This window comes from Vibrio sp. R-1, from assembly GCF_035615595.1.
Taxonomy (GTDB): Bacteria; Pseudomonadota; Gammaproteobacteria; order Enterobacterales; family Vibrionaceae; genus Vibrio; species Vibrio cholerae.
The window spans coordinates 1-16,189 of record NZ_WPDC01000074.1 but is presented as its reverse complement, the minus strand read 5'-3'; the positions used below and the strand labels follow the sequence as shown (position 1 = coordinate 16,189).

Genomic DNA, 16,189 nt, shown 5'->3' with positions numbered 1-16,189 from the left:
GGTGGCCCATGAATGGGCGATAAGATCGCCTCGGCGAGCACATAGCCGAGCGCCTCAGGCAGAGGCAAACGTAAAGTGGTTTGCACGGGTTGAATGCGTGACAGCATTTTCTCAAGTGCATCTTCAATCGGCATTAAGCCGGGAGCATCGCAACAGCCCATCGGGAATGTCCTATGTTGTTGTTCTTTTGCGGCAAACTGTAGCACAGAATCCTTCTGCGATGCAGAATCCACGTGAATTTTGGGGTGTAATTGTCGCTAAATCCGAGTATTCTTGTCAGCCATCCGAAAGGGGTATTTAAGAGGTAGAGGAATGTCAGGTCTTAGCGAATCCGCGAAGTTGGTGAAAGATGCGCTAGAGCGCCGAGGGTTGGAAACACCAATGCAGCCCAACTTGGCGACACCAGCAGAGAAAAAGGAAAAAATCGAACAGCATATGCGTGAGATCCTCAACCTGCTCGGACTGGACTTAACGGATGACAGTTTGGAAGAAACCCCACAACGCATCGCTAAGATGTATGTGGATGAGATCTTCTCAGGGTTGGATTATGCCAACTTCCCCAAAATCACTGTTATCGAAAATAAGATGAAAGTGAGTGAGATGGTTAAAGTGAAAGACATCACGCTGACCAGCACGTGTGAACACCACTTAGTCACCATCGATGGCACGGCAGCGGTGGCGTACATCCCGCGCGGCAAAATCATCGGCTTATCGAAAATTAACCGTATTGTGCGCTTTTTTGCCCAGCGTCCGCAGGTGCAAGAGCGTATGACGCAGCAGATCCTAGTTGCGCTGCAAACGTTGCTTGAGTCGGATGATGTGGCAGTTACCATCGATGCGACTCACTATTGCGTGAAATCTCGCGGAGTGATGGACGCGACCAGCGTCACCACAACAACCGCTTTGGGGGGGATTTTTAAATCTAACCCTGCAACGCGTGCGGAATTCCTACACGGTTTGCGTTAATTCATTTTCTTAAACGTGAATATGAATCAGCCCTCAATTTGAGGGCTGATTGCTTTTCAGGGTTGGTATAGCTAATTATTTGAATAGAGCTAAATATTCGCCATAGCCTTGCGCTGCCATCTCTTGTTTGGGGATGAAACGCATCGCGGCGGAGTTCATGCAATAGCGCAAACCGGTTGGAGCAGGGCCATCGTTAAACACATGGCCGAGGTGTGAATCGGCAAAGCGGCTACGCACTTCGGTACGCGTGTAGAACAGGCTATTATCATCTTTAGTGACAATGTAACTCGAGTTAAGCGGTTGAGTGAAACTCGGCCAACCAGTTTTGGAATCGTACTTATCGGTAGAAGAGAACAGCGGTTCACCCGAGACGATATCGACATAAATCCCTTCTTCTTTGTTATCCCAATACTCGTTATCAAATGGACGTTCTGTTCCGTCGCGTTGAGTCACCTTGTATTGCAAGCTAGTCAGTTTGGCGCGGATCTGATCATCCGATGGGCGGACATAAGCTTTGACGTTCGCTTGCCCATTTTTCTCATCAATCCATTGGCGAAGGGTTTTCGGATGCGTGTTACGGTCAGCGCCGAAAATCTCATCCAAATACTGATCGCGTCCTGATGCGTAGCGATAGTAGTTGTAACGGACTTTATTCTTCTTGTAGTAGTCCTGATGGTAATCTTCTGCTGGCCAGAACTTTTTAAACTCAATCAACTCGGTTTTGAGTGGCTTTTTGAATATGCCGAGTTGGTCAATCTCCATCATAAAACGTTTAGCCACTTCAAGTTGCTCGGCGTTGTGATAGAAAATCGCCGGGCGATATTGTTCACCTCTATCCACAAACGAGCCTTGATCATCGGTTGGGTCGATGTGTCGGAAGAAGTTATCCAGCACTTGTTCATAAGTGACGATCTTCGGGTCAAACGTCACTTGAATGACCTCGATGTGTCCCGTTTTACCCGATGAGACTTGCTTATAAGTCGGGTTATCGACATCTCCACCGGCATAACCTGAAATCACATCCACGACACCGGGAAGTTTCTCCATATCCGATTCCGTACACCAGAAGCAGCCGCCAGCCAATGTCGCTTGCTGGTAGTTAGCTGAAGTTGAGTCGATGGTACTTGGTTTGGTGTCCGCTTGGCTAAACAGAGAAAGGGTGAGTGCCAGCAAGGCGAACAGTGGCGCTCCCCAAGTAAAGAGTCGTTTCATGAGCATTTCCTTTTGGTTCTTTACAAAGTTATAGAAAAAGAACGGCAAACCGGATCAGAAATTTCAGCCTTGGAGATAACTTTTTGCCAGAGATAACTTTTTGTTAGAGGAAACGTTTTTAGGAAAGAACCACCGTGCTGCTACTAAGAGAAGCACGGGAGTAAATTGGAAGATTAACTTAAGCCGACGATGTTGCCATGCTGATCGATATCGAGCGCCATAAAGGAAGGTTTTTCCGGTAAACCGGGCATGGTCATCACACTGCCACACAGGGCGTAAACAAATTCGGCGCCTGCACATAAACGCAGCTCGCGGATCGGTACGATAAAATCTCGTGGAGCGCCTTTGATTGCGGGATCGGTAGAAATCGACAGTGGTGTTTTGGCCAAGCAAACCGCAAGATGATCAAAGCCTTGGGCTTGCAGTTTGGCTAATTGCTGCGCGGCTTTATCACTCAGTGCAATCTCGGCAGCGCCATAACCTTTTACCGCGACCGCTTTGAGTTTTTCATCCAATGGCATGCTTGAATGATAGAGGGGAGTGAATTTCGCTGGATGTTGACACTGCTCTACCACTTTTTCGGCAAGGAGTTGGGTACCTTCACCACCTTTGGCAAAGCCTTCTGAAATGGCTACCGATACACGGTTGGGCAGGGCTTCTATCAGCTTAACCAGTTGTTCCAGTTCTTCGGCACAATCTTGTGGGAAGCGGTTAATCGCTACCACGGCAGGCACACCATACTGGTTAACGTTATCAATATGCCATTTCAAGTTTGCAAAACCGGCTTGCAAAGCGGCGCTGTCTGGCGCGAATAGGACATCCGGTACCGCTTGGCCGGGGCGTAAATCATACAGGCCTGAGTTGGCTTTTAAGCCGCGTAAGGTGGCGACAATCACCGCACAATCTGGGGTTTTACCGGATGCTTTGGCTTTGATATTGCACGCTTTCTCAAACCCCATATCGGAGCCAAAACCGCCTTCGGTCACGGTGTAGTCAGCCAAACGGGTGGCAATTTCATCGGCAATGATCGAGGAGTTACCGTGCGCGATATTGGCAAATGGGCCGGCGTGGATCAGTGTTGGGACGCCTTCTAAAGTTTGCATCAAGGTCGGCTCAATGGCTTCTTTCATACTGACTGCCATTGCACCAGCCACTTTCAGATTTTCGGTGGTGACCGGATTACCGTCCAAATCATAAGCCAGCACCACATTACCGATGCGGCGACGCAAATCACGTAGATCGGAGGCGAGAGCTAGAATCGCCATCAATTCGGAGGCGGCAGAGATATCGAAACCATCTTCGCGCTCATAACCATTAATGTTTTTTCCCGGTTCATTGCGGCCGACCATCACCATGCGCAGCGCGCGATCGTTATGATCCATCACGCGTTTCCATATGACCTGTTTGGGGTCAATGCGCAGCGCTGGCATGCCTGTGCGGCGCTCAAAATCGGCATAGCCGAGGCGCTGCTCGTGATAAATTCGCGCATCAATCGCAGCTGCCGCAAGGTTGTGCGCCGCAGTGACGGCATGAATATCACCGGTTAAATGCAGATTGAGCTCTTCCATCGGTGCTACTTGTGAGTAACCGCCGCCCGCAGCGCCACCTTTTACCCCAAAAATCGGTCCCATCGAAGGCTGACGAATGCACGCCATGACCGAGTGATTAAGTTTGGCCAACCCTTGTGCTAAACCAATCGTGGTAACGGTTTTACCTTCACCCAGTGGTGTTGGGGTAATCGCAGTGACCAGAATGAATTTGCCTTTAGGTTTGCTGGCCAATCGCTCTAGACAATGCAGTGATACTTTGGCTTTATGCAGGCCGTGGCTTTCGTACTCATTCGCGAGCAATCCCGCTTTTTGAGCAATGGTGTCGATAGACGCTAATGGTGTAGCGCGGCAAATTTCAATATCTGGCAGCATAAAACCCTCATCTAGAGCGGTAAAAATGGTGAGGAAAACGTTTGCGCGCAAATCATAGCGATAAATTGTGGCTTGTAAAGATTCTTATGGAGTGAATTCTGCGAGCGATTGGGATTTTAGCGGATTGCTGATTTTGATCAATTGAAGCACGAGATTTTTACTCGCATTCGATGCACTAAAATGGAAAAAGGCGCTCAACTGAGCGCCTTAGGAGGGGGGAATCATCCAGAGTTATTTATCTTGCTGGGCTTTTAACAAATCACGGATTTCAGAAAGCAGTTCTTGATCTTTGGTTGGCGCAGGTGGGGCTTTAGGCGCTTCCTCTTCCTTACGCTTCAAGCTATTGATCGCTTTTAAACCCATGAAAATGGCGAACGCGATAATCGTAAAATCGACCACGGTTTGGATAAATTTGCCGTAGGCAATCACTACAGCAGGGGCATCACCTTGCGCGGCAAGTAACACGAAACTCAGATCGCTAAAATTCACACCGCCTAAAATAATACCGATTGGCGGCATAATGATATCGGCCACGAACGATGACACTATTTTGCCAAACGCCGCACCAATGATAATACCGACTGCCATGTCGATCACATTGCCACGAGATGCAAAAGCCTTGAACTCTTTGAGTAAGCTCATTGGGTTTTCTCCAAACTGAATAAATTGTTGAATTGAAGGTGACTGCGGTATCAGGAGAAGCCAAGGTTTTTCTGCTACCGATTACGTTACCAAGGGTATAGCGCTGTTTGGTTGTGCGCAATCTCGTCATCCAGAAATTTTATATACCTAGCATTATTCATGCGGCCGTTTCATTTGTGCAACAAATGACGACTCTGTGTTGGCCTTAGGACAAAAACCAATGCCCACGTAAAGTGGGCATTGTTATCGATTGAGTTTGTGAAACACTAAGCCAGTTGCAGTAGGCGCTCAACCAATTTTTCGATACCGGAAGCGGCTTGGGAAATATTCTCTGCCAGCATGTAGGCAGGGGTAGAAAGCACTTTATGTCTTTCATCAAATACGATGCCTTCTACTGGGCAATCCACGTGCTGGCCACCTAATTGGTTAAATGCGGCTGCGGTGCCGTGATCATTGCCAATCGTGCCTTGAGCGGCTTCGCCATAAATCATCGGGATGATGGTTGGGGCAATACAGATATAACCCGCAGGTTTTTGCGCATCCGCAAAAGCAAGACAAGCGGCAGCTACATCCGGGTTGATACTGCACTGTGCGCCTTTCACCGCAAAATCGGTGAGATTTTTCGCGGCTCCAAACCCGCCTGGGAGCAAAAGTGCATCAAATTCATTCACATTGAGTGTGGCTACATCTTGGATTTTTCCGCGCGCAATGCGGGCAGATTCCACCAACACATTGCGTGTTTCTGGCATCTCTTCACCCGTGAGGTGGTTAATGACATGCATCTGCTGCACATTCGGCGCAAAGCAGTGCCAACTGGCTCCTTGTTTCTCGATGGCATGCAGCGCAAGCACCGATTCGTGGATCTCTGCTCCATCGAATACTCCACAGCCACTGAGAATAACCGCGACTTTCTTCATGACATTAATCCTCCATAGATTGCTTATGCGCCTTAGACGTGTCGGTGAGATGGTCTTGAGCCATCGAGGAAGGAGTGTCAGGCTCCGCGCCATCATCTGTCGCTGAATACTCTTCCTGCTCGGGGTAATGTTTGACCACAAACGGGATCAACATCACTGCTGACGGGAAAAAACGCTTCATAACCACTCCTTCTGCCGTTCAATGTATCGCTTCACTGCTCTTTATAAAAAGAAATCTCGGGCTACTTTTTGCGCTAAGTCACCGAATCTGTCTATTCCTCATTCGAATTTGGCCTTTTGACCTTGTGCTCACATTTAGCTATCCCAATAAGGCTGATTATTTCCTAGCTTTTGCTGCAAGAAATCGATAAAAGCTCGAACTTTATAAGGTAGGTGTTTACGTTCAGGAAAAACGGCATAGACCGCATGGACTGGCAGAGAATAGTGTGTCATTACTGATTGGAGTGCTCCACCAGCCAGATCTTTGCTGACCAGAAAAGTCGGCAGTTGAGCAATACCTAACCCTGCAAGCGAGGCTCTGCGAATCGCTTCACTGTTATTCACCGTTAGATTGCCTTTGGGGATGACTTTGACCTCTTGCTGTTGATGGTGAAAGGTCCATTCATTGCCGCCGCGAAAATAAGTATAAACAAGGCAGTTATGCTCAAGGAGATCGGCAGGTTTTTCAGGTTCGCCATAACGCGCTAAGTATTCAGGTGAAGCACAAAGAACACTTTTACAAGTCACAAGGCGTTTCGCAACAAGGTTCGATGTGGGTAGGTGTCCTATCCGAATGGCGAGATCAAAGCCACCCTCAATCAGATCAATCATTTGGTCTTCCAGTTGCAAATCTATTTCTACCTTAGGATAAATAGAGATGAAGTCAGCAATGATGGGCGCGATGTGTAGAACGCCAAAAGACATAGGCGCGGTAATTTTTAGTTTGCCTTGTGGTTCACCTTGCAATTCGGTGACAGCATCCATTCCTTGCCGGGCGTAACTCAGTGCTTGTGAAACATGGTAGTAATAACGTTCCCCCGCTTCAGTTAAGCTTAATTTTCGTGTTGTACGATTGATCAACCGAATCCCTAAATCATCTTCAAGCTGAGAAAGCCTTTTACTGACCGCCGATTTGGTGATTTTGAGTTTTTTGGCTGCAAGAGAGAAGCTGCCACATTCGACAACTGCAACAAAAACAGGAATAGAAGAAAAAGTTGTCAGCATAATGATTGTTGAATAGAGAAAAACAAAAAGTTTCCATAATCGGAGATTATCATCAATTAAAAAACAATCTACACTGTCAGCCTGATTTTAAGGAGATCATCATGAAGTACGATTGGATCTTATTTGACGCTGACGAGACCTTATTTCATTTCGATGCTTTTAAAGGCATGCAGCTGATGTTCGCGCGCAAAGGCGTGGAATTTACCGAACAAGATTTTCACCAATACCAAGAAGTGAATAAACCGCTGTGGGTGGATTACCAAAACGGCGATATTACTGCCGCGCAGTTGAAGAATACGCGCTTTGCGGGCTGGGCTGAAAAGCTTAATACCACCACAGCCGAGCTTAATAGCGCATTCTTGCAAGCTATGGCAGATATTTGCACCTTGCTACCGGGCGCGATGGAGTTGATGCAGGCGCTACAAGGTAAAGCGCGTTTGGGCATTATTACCAATGGTTTTACCGAACTACAAGATGTACGATTGGCCAAAACCGGCATGACCGACTTTTTTGATCACATAGTGATTTCCGAGGAAGTTGGGATTGCGAAGCCGGATGCTGGGATTTTTGCCCACGCACTAGAGCGTATGGGGAACCCTGCCAAAAGCCGAGTGTTGATGGTCGGGGATAATCCACATTCTGACATTCTTGGTGGCTTGAATTTTGGCATCGAAACTTGCTGGCTCAATGTGCATCAGCACCCGAAACCAGATGGCATTACGCCACATTATGAAGTGGTTTCACTGCATGAGCTGAGAGAGATTTTGTTGGCGTAATGCCATGAATAAGCGAGGCGCTCCTGGTGCAAAGTGAACCACTTTGCACCAGATACCTGATTAGCGGTGGAATTCGCCAGCGCGTTCAGGTTGATAGACGATGTCGATGATTTCGAGGGTTTTGACTGTGCCGCCCGGCATTGGCCAAGCCAGTTGTTGACCGACTGCCAAACCAAGCAATGCACTTCCCACTGGGGCGAAAATCGAAACATCCGCGCTGCTTTTCACATCGTTTGGATACACCAAGGTTTTTTCCATCACTTCATCGCTGCCCAAAAACTTAAAGCGCACTGTAGAATTCATAGTGACGACATTCTCTGGCATCTCTGCAGGTTCGAGCACAGTGGCGCGATCCAATTCTTCTTCCAGTTTCTCTAGCTCTGGCGACAAAGTGGCTAGGTTATCCATCAACTGGCTGATTCTGTCCATATCGCGAGTGGACACCACGATAGTATTAAGTTGAGACATTTTATTCCTCCCAAATAAATACCGCCCTGAAAACAGGGCGGTATCAATCAGTTTTGTTAAGTTGTCGGACTAACCATAGCTCGCATAGCAGAAGATTTCAAGCCCCCAATAGGTAACCAGTTTTTTAGAAGGGGAGCGAGAAATGGAGTAAACGAACCAACCCGTTAAGGTCGTTCACCGACTAATAATCTTTGCTCAATTTGCGCGAGCACGGCAGGTAAGTCTGCAACCGTATCAATCAAATAATGCGGTTTTGCCTGTTGCAGTTTGGCTTGTGCACGTTCGCGCGCCACTTGCAGCGTTTGGGCATCAGCATGTTGGTACTCTTCAAGGGTTAACCCGGCTTCGTTGCCTGACAGCAGTAAACCGACGGTCCACATACCCGCATTATGGCCTTCCTCGATGCCGGGCAGCGCATCATCGACTTTCACACAAGCGCGTACATCGGTCACGCCAAGCTCAATGACATTTTTGAGTGCCATAAAAGGGGCGGGACGGCCACCTTGCGCTAAATCATCGGTAGCAACCACATAATCGGGACGATAACCGTAATCGGCTGCCGCAGCGATCAACACATCCATCACTTGGCGTGGATAACCAGAACAAGATCCGATTTTGATCCCGCGCGATCGGATCTGCTCAACCACTTCAAGTGAGTGAGGAATCGGTGCAGCGTGATCGGCGACTTTGGCGATTTGCAGCGGCATAAAAGCGGCGTAGATCGCATCAATATCGCTGGCTTGCATCGGGCGTCCAAATTGCTTTTGCCAGCGCTGCGCAACACTGGGGAGTTTTCCTACAGCTTCAATGTGTTGCCATTTGCCCAGTCCCATCGGCTCGCGAGCCTCGGCAAGGCTAATCTCAAAATCAAAGCCTTGCTTGAAAGCTTCAACAAAAATCGAGGTCGGCGCAAAGGATCCAAAATCCACAATAGTGCCAGCCCAATCGAAAATAACGGCTTGAATCGGAGAGTTCATAATTTTTCCTTAATATGAGTAATTCATCTGCTGGCTAACAGCGAGCAAAGCGGAATAGAGAATATCGAGAGCTTGATCTAGCTCTTGACGTGAAATGATCAATGGCGGGCTAAGTTGCAGCACATTACCTTGTGAAACTTTAAAGCTCAGCCCATGACGTAAGCAGTGATAAAGTACGGCTTCGGCTTCATCGTGAGCACGCTGTTTGGTGTGGCGATCGGTCACCAGTTCGATGCCCCAAAGCAATCCGATACCGCGCACATCCCCAATCAGTGAAAATTGCTGCTGCATTTGACTAAGACGTTGGCGCATATAAATGCTATCAGCCTGCACTTTGGCGAGTAAGTTGTGCTGCTCAATCACTTCAATCGTGGCTAATGCGGCAGCGCAGCCCAGCGGGCTTTTTTCATGGGTGTAATGCCCCAAAGAAACTTGTGCAGCTGTGTTGTATTTTTCTTTGGTAAGTAGGGCGGCAATCGGGATAAGCCCAGCCCCCAAACCTTTGCCGATACACAAAATATCGGGCTCGATGCCGAACGCTTGGTGAGTAAACCACTCACCGCTGCGCCCCATGCCGTTGGGAATGTCATCAATGATCAAAAGCACATTGTGTTTATCGCAGATTTCCCTTACGCGTTGCCAATAAGCGCGGCTTGGTACTTGTACATCGGTATTGCGTACCGCTTCGGCGATGAATGCACCAATGCCGCCTTCTTTTTCAATCACATATTCCAAGTAATCGGCGTAGTGCACATCGCTGCCGTCTTCGCGGGGAAATGCACCGCGATAAGTGATAGCTGGAGGAATACGCTCCACGCCTGCCATGAGTGGCCCCATGCCTTGGCGGAAACAAGCTTCGCCGCCAACGGAGATCGCATCCAGCGACGCGCCATGAAAAGCATCCCACAAACTGACCACTTTAAAATTCTGCGTGACATGACGCGCTAATTTGAGCGCCATACCAATTACCGAAGTACCGCCGGGAGCAAACAGCACGCGTTTGAGCTCACCGCCAGCAATCTCCGTGAGCTTTTCTGCGCAGCGAATCGCGGTTTCATGGGTAAAACGGCGCGGGGCGAAAGGTAAGGTTTGCATCTGTTCGGTGATTTTTTCGATCACCTGCGGATGACCATGACCGAGTTGATGCACATTATTGCCATGAAAATCGAGATAACTTTTCCCTGATACATCATACAAATAGCAGCCCGCTGCACTGGCCAATGCAGCGAGGCAAGGTGTGGACATGGCTTGATGCAGAAACACATTCGCGTCACGTTGTAACAAATTCTGAGTGGTTTCATCATTCACATGCGTTAGCCAGTCGCGACGTGCGGCAGTGGTATTGATATCGCCTTCGCTGCGCCAGTGAGTTGGGCTATATGACGAGAGGGGATCGAATGTTTTCATCGGATTTTCCTAACCGTTTACGCTTGTTGCCAATACATAGCGTGCTGCATGGCGCTCAGTAGGCGCTCAATATCTTGCGGATACACCTCACCAATATTGCCAATCCGAAAACAGTCGGCGTGACTGACTTTGCCGGGATAAATCACAAAGCCTTGCTGTTTTAAGCGCTGATAAAACTCCGCAAACTGGTAATCCGAACGTTCAGGTGAATAGAAAGAGGTGATGATGGGGGAATGCAGCTTTTCTGGGAGTAACGGGGCAAAACCCAGTTCACGCATGCCTTTCACCAATTGGGTCTGATTGGTCTGATAACGCTGATAGCGCGCCGCGATGCCACCTTCGTTTTCCAACTCAAGTAACGCTTGATAGAACGCACGAACCGTATGAGTGGGAGAGGTAAAACGCCACTTGCCGTGATTTTTCTCCATACATTGCCATTGGTCGAACAAATCTAAAGTGAGTGAGCGTGCGCGGCCTTGGCACTGTTCAAGCTCGCTGCGTTTGGCAATCACAAAACCAAATCCCGGCACCCCTTGAATGCATTTGTTGGCTGAGCTGATCATAAAATCGATACCCAGAGCACCGATATCCATCGGAATACCGCCAAAGCTCGACATCGCATCGAGAATCACACGCTTGCCATGCTGTTTAGCGATCTTAGCCACCTCAGCAATCGGGTTCAGCATGCCAGTGGTGGTTTCGCAGTGCACAATCGCCACATGCGTAATTGCCGGATCATGGGTCAGCACATCGGCAATCTCATCAAGATTAGGCTGCGCCGTTTCTCCGGGAGCAATAACACGACATGCGATATTCAGGTACTGCGCGATTTGCGCGATGCGTGCGCCATAAGCACCGTTATCAATCACGAGCAGCTTATCGGTGGGTAACATCACGCTTCCAATGGTGGCTTCTACCGAAGCTGTGCCACTGCCTTGCATCAACACCGAGGTGTAACCGGATTGTGTGGTGGCCAGTGTGACGAGTTTGCGGCGGATCACTTCAACAATCTCTAAGTTGTAATCATCATCCCAAGTACACCAGTCTTTAAGCATGGCTTCACGCACGGATTCTGAGGTGGAAAGCGGTCCCGGTGTCAGCAGTAGATAAGCATTCTTCATGTTTATTCCTTTTTGGACTATACCAATAAATTTAACGCTATCTAACAACGAGAAATGCACGCGGTAAACCCTTCGAAGGCGAATTTCATAAAAGTTTCATAACCGCACATGCAGGAAAAATGGCATAAAAAGAACCTAAAAACGTCGTGAAACTGCCAATTTTTCTTCATCGAATCGTCACATAGACTGGGTAGGGTAAATAACAATTCTGGTACATACCAAACTCAGTCAATTGGAGAGGATGATGAACAAGCGTATATTGAAAGGAACCTTAACAGCGATCGCAGCACTTATGTCTGCTCATGCGTTTGCGGGACAAGAAGTCACGGTGTATACCGCATTTGAAACCGATCTGCTGGCGAAATACAAAAGCGCTTTTGAAAAAGAGAACCCAGATATTGAGATTAAGTGGGTGCGCGATTCGACCGGGATCATGACGGCCAAACTGCTGGCTGAAAAAGACAACCCACGTGCAGAAGTGGTGTGGGGATTGGCTGGATCTTCAATGGCTCTCCTCAAAGATCAAGGAGTGCTAAAACCTTACACACCCAAAGGAGCAAACGAGCTACGAGCTAATTTGAACGATCCGCAAGCGCAGCAAGCTTGGTATGGTAACGATGCATTTTTCAATGCAGTATGCTTTAACGAAGCGGTGGCAAAACAGCTGAATTTACCTAAGCCACAGAGTTGGGAAGATTTGACCAACCCTGTCTACAAAGGCCACATTGCGATGCCTAACCCCGCATCTTCCGGCACGGGGTACATGCAAGTTTCCGCATGGCTGCAAAACATGGGCGAAGATAAAGCGTGGGATTACATGCAACGCCTTGATCAAAATATTGCTCATTACACGCATTCTGGCTCAAAACCTTGTGTTCAAGCGGGGATGGGGGAAGTGGCGATCGGCATATCAATGGCAACGCGTGGTGCTAAACTTAAAACCCAAGGTGCACCGTTGGATGTGATTGTACCAAACGGCATTGGCTGGGAATCCGAAGCGGTAGGGCTCGTCAAAGAAAGCGATGCGGCAAAACGTGTGGTCGATTGGTCTGTCTCGAAAGCGGCAAATGAGCTGTATATTGAGAACTATCCTATCGTTGGCCATCAGGACGTCAGCAAGCAAGTGCCGAATTATCCGAATGTTGAAAAAGTGATGGCGAAGATGGACTTCACGCAAATGGGAAGTGATCGTGCCCGCGTGCTGCAAACCTGGTCTGAAAAGTTTGATGCTAAATCGGAACCCAAATCTTAACTTGTTCATCAAAGGAGGCGAAAGCCTCCTTTTTACCTAACTGTCATCAGATGGTCACGCATCAGCGATAAAACTGTCACCGCATTGCAATAAAGTCTTGTTAATTTTGGACTATACCAAATTAAAGGTGACTTTTATGACCATGCATCATCCTAATTTACAGCAGCACGATCGACCACAAGGCGAGCGACCACAAGATAATCGACCTCAAGCGATCAGCAGAAGCTACCTCTATATTCGTCATGTGGTAAAACAGTTTGGCTCATTTACCGCGCTCAATGACATCAGTTTGTCGATTGAAAAAGGCGAGTTTGTCTGCTTTCTTGGCCCTTCTGGCTGTGGCAAAACCACCTTGTTGCGCGCCATCGCTGGATTAGATCTCCCCACCTCTGGCAGCATTCACCAAAACCAGCAAGCGATTACTTTTTTACCACCCGAGCAGCGTGATTTCGGCATCGTGTTCCAATCTTATGCTCTATTTCCCAATTTAACGGTGGAAGAAAACATCGCCATTGGTTTACGTAATCAAGGCATGTCAGTCCGTGACGCCTTAGAGAAAGTGGAGCAGTGGTTGGAGATGATCGGTCTCGCCACATCGGCACAAAAATACCCAAGCCAGCTCTCTGGCGGTCAGCAACAGCGGGTGGCGTTAGCGCGTGCTTTGGCATTATCGCCAGGGTTATTACTGCTTGATGAACCACTTTCCGCTCTCGATGCCAAGGTAAGAACGCATTTGCGCGAAGAAATTTGCCAACTGCAGCGTAAATTGGGCATTACCACCATCATGGTGACGCATGATCAAGAAGAAGCGTTAACCATGGCGGATCGTATTGTGGTAATGAACCACGGGGTGATTGAGCAAGTTGGAACGCCGCAAGAGATCTACCAAAAGCCTTCCAGCCGTTTTGTGGCTGAGTTTGTTGGCACGATGAATTTTATTCCCGTCTCCATGGTGAGTTCCCAGCAACTGCGTATTGCTGAATCCCTTATTGCTTTGCCCAAAATCGAAAATTATACGCCTTGCCAAGGTGAGCAATTTGATTTGGCCGTGCGCCCAGAAAATCTAGAGCTGGTTACGCGCTACAACGAGGCCATTCCAGTCGTCATTCGCCATTTGGAGTTTCTTGGCGCGTTTTATCGGGTCGAATGTGTGTTTCAAGGTGAGCGTTTGGCTCCGCCCGTGTATGTCGATTTACCAATCACACAGGTACAAACCATGCATTTAAAAGCGGGCGATGTTCGATATTTGGCATTGAGAGCAGGGCAGCTGCGCGCGTACCGTCGTAAGGTCATGTCGACAACGCCAGCAGCTACAGCCAGCTGTGCTTATGCGGCTTAAGGAGAAGAGTATGTTGAATGTCGCTCGTACTTTTTCGGTGCGGATATTGCCGCATTGGAGCCGCGATAGCCTGATTTTATCGATCACCTTATTGATCCTGCTATCACTGATGCTGTTGTTTATTGTCGCGCCGCTGGCCGCTATGTTGGTGAAAAGCGTGCAAAATGGGCAGGGTGAATTTGTCGGGCTCGCTTACTTCGCCCAGTACTTTTCCTCGGCCCCACTCTGGCAATCCTTGCGCAACACCTTAGTGCTTGGTATCAGTGTGACGGCGATTGTCGGCATCCTCGCGTTTGGCTACGCCTATGCGTTAACGCGCTCGTGCATGCCGGGAAAACATCTGTTTCGAGTGTTAGGTAGTGCGCCGATTCTCGCGCCTTCATTACTGCCCGCGATCAGTCTGATTTTCTTATTTGGTAATCAAGGCATGCTCAAGAGTTGGCTCGGCGGTGAATCCATTTATGGTGGCTTAGGTATTACGCTCGGGTTGATTTTCTGGACATTTCCGCATGCGTTGATGATTCTGACCACCTCGCTCAGCACATCGGATGCTCGTCTGTATGAAGCGGCGAGGGCGCTGAAAACATCCCCCATCAAAACGTTTTTTATTGTCACGCTACCGGCAGCCAAGTATGGGCTGATCAGCGCCTTGATCGTTGTGTTTACCTTGGTGGTGTGTGATTTCGGCGTACCGAAAGTGATTGGTGGCAGCTATAACGTGCTTGCAACGGACATTTTCAAGCAAGTAGTGGGGCAGCAAAATTTCGCGATGGGCGCGGTGACCAGTATTGTTCTGTTGCTACCCGCCGTGTTTGCGTTTATTGCCGATCGCTGGGTGCAGAAAAAACAGCAAAGCCTATTTGATACCCGTTCTGTGGCTTATCAACCAGCACCACATCGGCTGCGTGATGGTTTATGTCTGCTCTATTGTGTGCTGATTTGCGTGGCGATTGTGGCGGTATTAGCCACGGCGGTGTACGGCTCACTGGTGACGTTTTGGCCGTGGAATACAGCGCTGACACTCAAACATTACCAATTTGCCGAAACCAGTGCCTATGGTTGGAGCCCGTATTTTAACTCACTCACCCTAGCCAGCTTAACCGCACTGTGTGGGACGGTGATCATTTTTCTCGGCGCTTACAGTATTGAAAAAGGGCGAGTGTTCGCGCCGCTGCGTCAGGCGATGCAGATGCTGAGTATGGTACCGATGGCGGTTCCCGGTTTAGTGCTGGGCTTGGGTTACATCTTCTTTTTCAATCACGCGTCTAATCCGCTCAATGGCTTGTACGGTGGAATGCTGCTTTTGGTGATCAATACCGTGGTGCATTACTACACGGTGGGGCATATGACGGCGGTTACCGCGCTTAAACAGTTGCCACCTGAATTGGAGGCGACGGCGGCCTCCATCAAGCTGCCGCAATACCGCTTACTGTGGAAAGTGACGTTACCTGTCTCCTTGCCTGCGGTATTGGACATTGCTAGCTATTTGTTTATTAATGCATTAACCACCACTTCTGCGGTAGTATTCCTCTATTCAACCGACACCGTACCCGCATCGGTTGCGGTACTGAATATGGATGATGCCGGGCAGACGGGCGCCGCCGCTGCCATGGCGGTGATGATTATGCTCTCGGCTGCGTTAGCCAAATTGCTGCATGTGGGATTAGAGTTTGGATTGTTTGGCCGCCTGCAAGCTTGGCGCAAGCGTTAGTGGAAAGAGGCAATAGGATCGCAAGTGCAATACGTAAAAATTAAAGATGCCATCGTAGAGCAGATTGATGCCGGCATGCTGATGCCGCGCCAAAAGCTCCCCGCTGAGCGCAAGTTAGCCGAATCATTTGATACCACGCGAGTCACCTTGCGTGAGGCGCTTTCCCTGCTCGAAGCTGAAGGGAAGATTTACCGTGAAGATCGCCGCGGCTGGTTTATTTCGCCCGCGCCTTTACGCTATGACCCCACTCAAACG

Annotated in this window: 16 protein-coding genes and 1 pseudogene; 6 read left to right on the top strand and 11 right to left on the bottom strand. The window is 48.8% G+C overall.

The genetic code is table 11. From position 1 onward, the window contains the following. Nucleotides 1-161 (bottom strand): annotated as a pseudogene (locus tag GOU96_RS13770) (molybdopterin molybdotransferase); the annotation flags it as partial. A 151-nt stretch (nucleotides 162-312) separates the two neighbouring features. Between GOU96_RS13770 and folE the strand changes: the two are divergent. Then, nucleotides 313-966, top strand: a complete 654-nt coding sequence (gene folE / locus GOU96_RS13765; RefSeq protein ID WP_000016195.1) for a GTP cyclohydrolase I FolE — start codon at nucleotides 313-315, stop codon at nucleotides 964-966. Nucleotides 967-1,041: 75 nt separating this feature from the next. Here the strand turns inward: folE and msrB are convergent, their stop codons facing one another. From msrB to GOU96_RS13735, 6 genes are all read right to left on the bottom strand, one after another. Further along, nucleotides 1,042-2,178, bottom strand: coding sequence for a peptide-methionine (R)-S-oxide reductase MsrB (gene msrB / locus GOU96_RS13760; RefSeq protein WP_185835541.1), 1,137 nt, complete (start codon nucleotides 2,176-2,178; stop codon nucleotides 1,042-1,044). A 173-nt stretch (nucleotides 2,179-2,351) separates the two neighbouring features. Continuing rightward, nucleotides 2,352-4,100 carry a formate--tetrahydrofolate ligase gene (locus GOU96_RS13755; protein ID WP_267781791.1) on the bottom strand — a complete coding sequence of 583 codons (1,749 nt, stop codon included), beginning with the start codon at nucleotides 4,098-4,100 and terminating at the stop codon, nucleotides 2,352-2,354. Nucleotides 4,101-4,331: 231 nt separating this feature from the next. After that, a complete protein-coding gene (mscL, locus tag GOU96_RS13750) occupies nucleotides 4,332-4,742 on the bottom strand; it encodes a large-conductance mechanosensitive channel protein MscL (RefSeq protein WP_000054763.1) in 411 nt (136 codons plus the stop codon). A gap of 266 nt (nucleotides 4,743-5,008) precedes the next feature. Continuing rightward, a complete protein-coding gene (gene elbB / locus GOU96_RS13745; protein ID WP_000754779.1) occupies nucleotides 5,009-5,659 on the bottom strand; it encodes an isoprenoid biosynthesis glyoxalase ElbB in 651 nt (216 codons plus the stop codon). Nucleotides 5,660-5,663: 4 nt separating this feature from the next. After that, nucleotides 5,664-5,840, bottom strand: coding sequence for a hypothetical protein (locus GOU96_RS13740; RefSeq protein ID WP_000819269.1), 177 nt, complete (start codon nucleotides 5,838-5,840; stop codon nucleotides 5,664-5,666). Nucleotides 5,841-5,974: 134 nt separating this feature from the next. Further along, nucleotides 5,975-6,883, bottom strand: coding sequence for a LysR family transcriptional regulator (locus GOU96_RS13735; protein ID WP_033927997.1), 909 nt, complete (start codon nucleotides 6,881-6,883; stop codon nucleotides 5,975-5,977). A 101-nt stretch (nucleotides 6,884-6,984) separates the two neighbouring features. On the opposite strand from GOU96_RS13735, the gene yjjG reads away from it, so the two are divergent. Continuing rightward, on the top strand, nucleotides 6,985-7,659 hold the full coding sequence (yjjG, locus tag GOU96_RS13730; protein WP_267781795.1) for a pyrimidine 5'-nucleotidase: 675 nt from the start codon (nucleotides 6,985-6,987) through the stop codon (nucleotides 7,657-7,659). A gap of 60 nt (nucleotides 7,660-7,719) precedes the next feature. On the opposite strand, the gene rnk is transcribed toward yjjG, so the two are convergent. The 4 genes from rnk to phnW form a co-directional block, all read right to left on the bottom strand. Continuing rightward, complete coding sequence (gene rnk / locus GOU96_RS13725) at nucleotides 7,720-8,127, bottom strand: nucleoside diphosphate kinase regulator (RefSeq protein WP_000080749.1); 408 nt, start codon at nucleotides 8,125-8,127, stop codon at nucleotides 7,720-7,722. 164 nt (nucleotides 8,128-8,291) lie between these two features. Further along, entirely contained in the window at nucleotides 8,292-9,107 is an 816-nt protein-coding gene (phnX, locus tag GOU96_RS13720; RefSeq protein WP_267781837.1) for a phosphonoacetaldehyde hydrolase, read from the bottom strand. 6 nt (nucleotides 9,108-9,113) lie between these two features. Continuing rightward, the gene (locus tag GOU96_RS13715) at nucleotides 9,114-10,511 is read right to left on the bottom strand and encodes an aspartate aminotransferase family protein (protein ID WP_267781799.1); all 1,398 of its coding nucleotides are present in this window, start codon (nucleotides 10,509-10,511) and stop codon (nucleotides 9,114-9,116) included. 17 nt (nucleotides 10,512-10,528) lie between these two features. Continuing rightward, nucleotides 10,529-11,632, bottom strand: a complete 1,104-nt coding sequence (phnW, locus tag GOU96_RS13710) for a 2-aminoethylphosphonate--pyruvate transaminase (RefSeq protein ID WP_267781802.1) — start codon at nucleotides 11,630-11,632, stop codon at nucleotides 10,529-10,531. A gap of 241 nt (nucleotides 11,633-11,873) precedes the next feature. Here phnW and GOU96_RS13705 point away from each other — a divergent pair, with 241 nt between their 5' ends. The 4 genes from GOU96_RS13705 to GOU96_RS13690 form a co-directional block, all read left to right on the top strand. Next, nucleotides 11,874-12,884 (top strand): putative 2-aminoethylphosphonate ABC transporter substrate-binding protein, encoded by a 1,011-nt coding sequence (locus GOU96_RS13705; RefSeq protein ID WP_267781804.1) that lies wholly within the window; start codon nucleotides 11,874-11,876, stop codon nucleotides 12,882-12,884. A gap of 136 nt (nucleotides 12,885-13,020) precedes the next feature. Next, on the top strand, nucleotides 13,021-14,223 hold the full coding sequence (locus GOU96_RS13700) for a putative 2-aminoethylphosphonate ABC transporter ATP-binding protein (protein WP_267781806.1): 1,203 nt from the start codon (nucleotides 13,021-13,023) through the stop codon (nucleotides 14,221-14,223). Between the two features lie 10 nt (nucleotides 14,224-14,233). After that, complete coding sequence (locus GOU96_RS13695; protein ID WP_181725147.1) at nucleotides 14,234-15,934, top strand: putative 2-aminoethylphosphonate ABC transporter permease subunit; 1,701 nt, start codon at nucleotides 14,234-14,236, stop codon at nucleotides 15,932-15,934. Between the two features lie 24 nt (nucleotides 15,935-15,958). Continuing rightward, nucleotides 15,959-16,189, top strand: a 231-nt coding sequence (locus GOU96_RS13690) for a GntR family transcriptional regulator (protein ID WP_324701980.1), incomplete at its 3' end; no start/stop codon positions are given.

What these genes read in the sequence shown, in the direction of transcription:
- GOU96_RS13705 (WP_267781804.1), top strand. Translation starts at nt 11,874, where the DNA reads ATGATGAACAAGCGTATATTGAAAGGAACCTTAACAGCGATCGCAGCA.
- yjjG (WP_267781795.1), top strand. Translation starts at nt 6,985, where the DNA reads ATGAAGTACGATTGGATCTTATTTGACGCTGACGAGACCTTATTTCAT.
- msrB (WP_185835541.1), bottom strand. Translation starts at nt 2,178, where the DNA reads ATGAAACGACTCTTTACTTGGGGAGCGCCACTGTTCGCCTTGCTGGCA.
- elbB (WP_000754779.1), bottom strand. Translation starts at nt 5,659, where the DNA reads ATGAAGAAAGTCGCGGTTATTCTCAGTGGCTGTGGAGTATTCGATGGA.
- mscL (WP_000054763.1), bottom strand. Translation starts at nt 4,742, where the DNA reads ATGAGCTTACTCAAAGAGTTCAAGGCTTTTGCATCTCGTGGCAATGTG.
- GOU96_RS13700 (WP_267781806.1), top strand. Translation starts at nt 13,021, where the DNA reads ATGACCATGCATCATCCTAATTTACAGCAGCACGATCGACCACAAGGC.
- phnW (WP_267781802.1), bottom strand. Translation starts at nt 11,632, where the DNA reads ATGAAGAATGCTTATCTACTGCTGACACCGGGACCGCTTTCCACCTCA.
- GOU96_RS13695 (WP_181725147.1), top strand. Translation starts at nt 14,234, where the DNA reads ATGTTGAATGTCGCTCGTACTTTTTCGGTGCGGATATTGCCGCATTGG.
- GOU96_RS13735 (WP_033927997.1), bottom strand. Translation starts at nt 6,883, where the DNA reads ATGCTGACAACTTTTTCTTCTATTCCTGTTTTTGTTGCAGTTGTCGAA.
- GOU96_RS13740 (WP_000819269.1), bottom strand. Translation starts at nt 5,840, where the DNA reads ATGAAGCGTTTTTTCCCGTCAGCAGTGATGTTGATCCCGTTTGTGGTC.
- folE (WP_000016195.1), top strand. Translation starts at nt 313, where the DNA reads ATGTCAGGTCTTAGCGAATCCGCGAAGTTGGTGAAAGATGCGCTAGAG.
- GOU96_RS13755 (WP_267781791.1), bottom strand. Translation starts at nt 4,100, where the DNA reads ATGCTGCCAGATATTGAAATTTGCCGCGCTACACCATTAGCGTCTATC.
- GOU96_RS13715 (WP_267781799.1), bottom strand. Translation starts at nt 10,511, where the DNA reads ATGAAAACATTCGATCCCCTCTCGTCATATAGCCCAACTCACTGGCGC.
- rnk (WP_000080749.1), bottom strand. Translation starts at nt 8,127, where the DNA reads ATGTCTCAACTTAATACTATCGTGGTGTCCACTCGCGATATGGACAGA.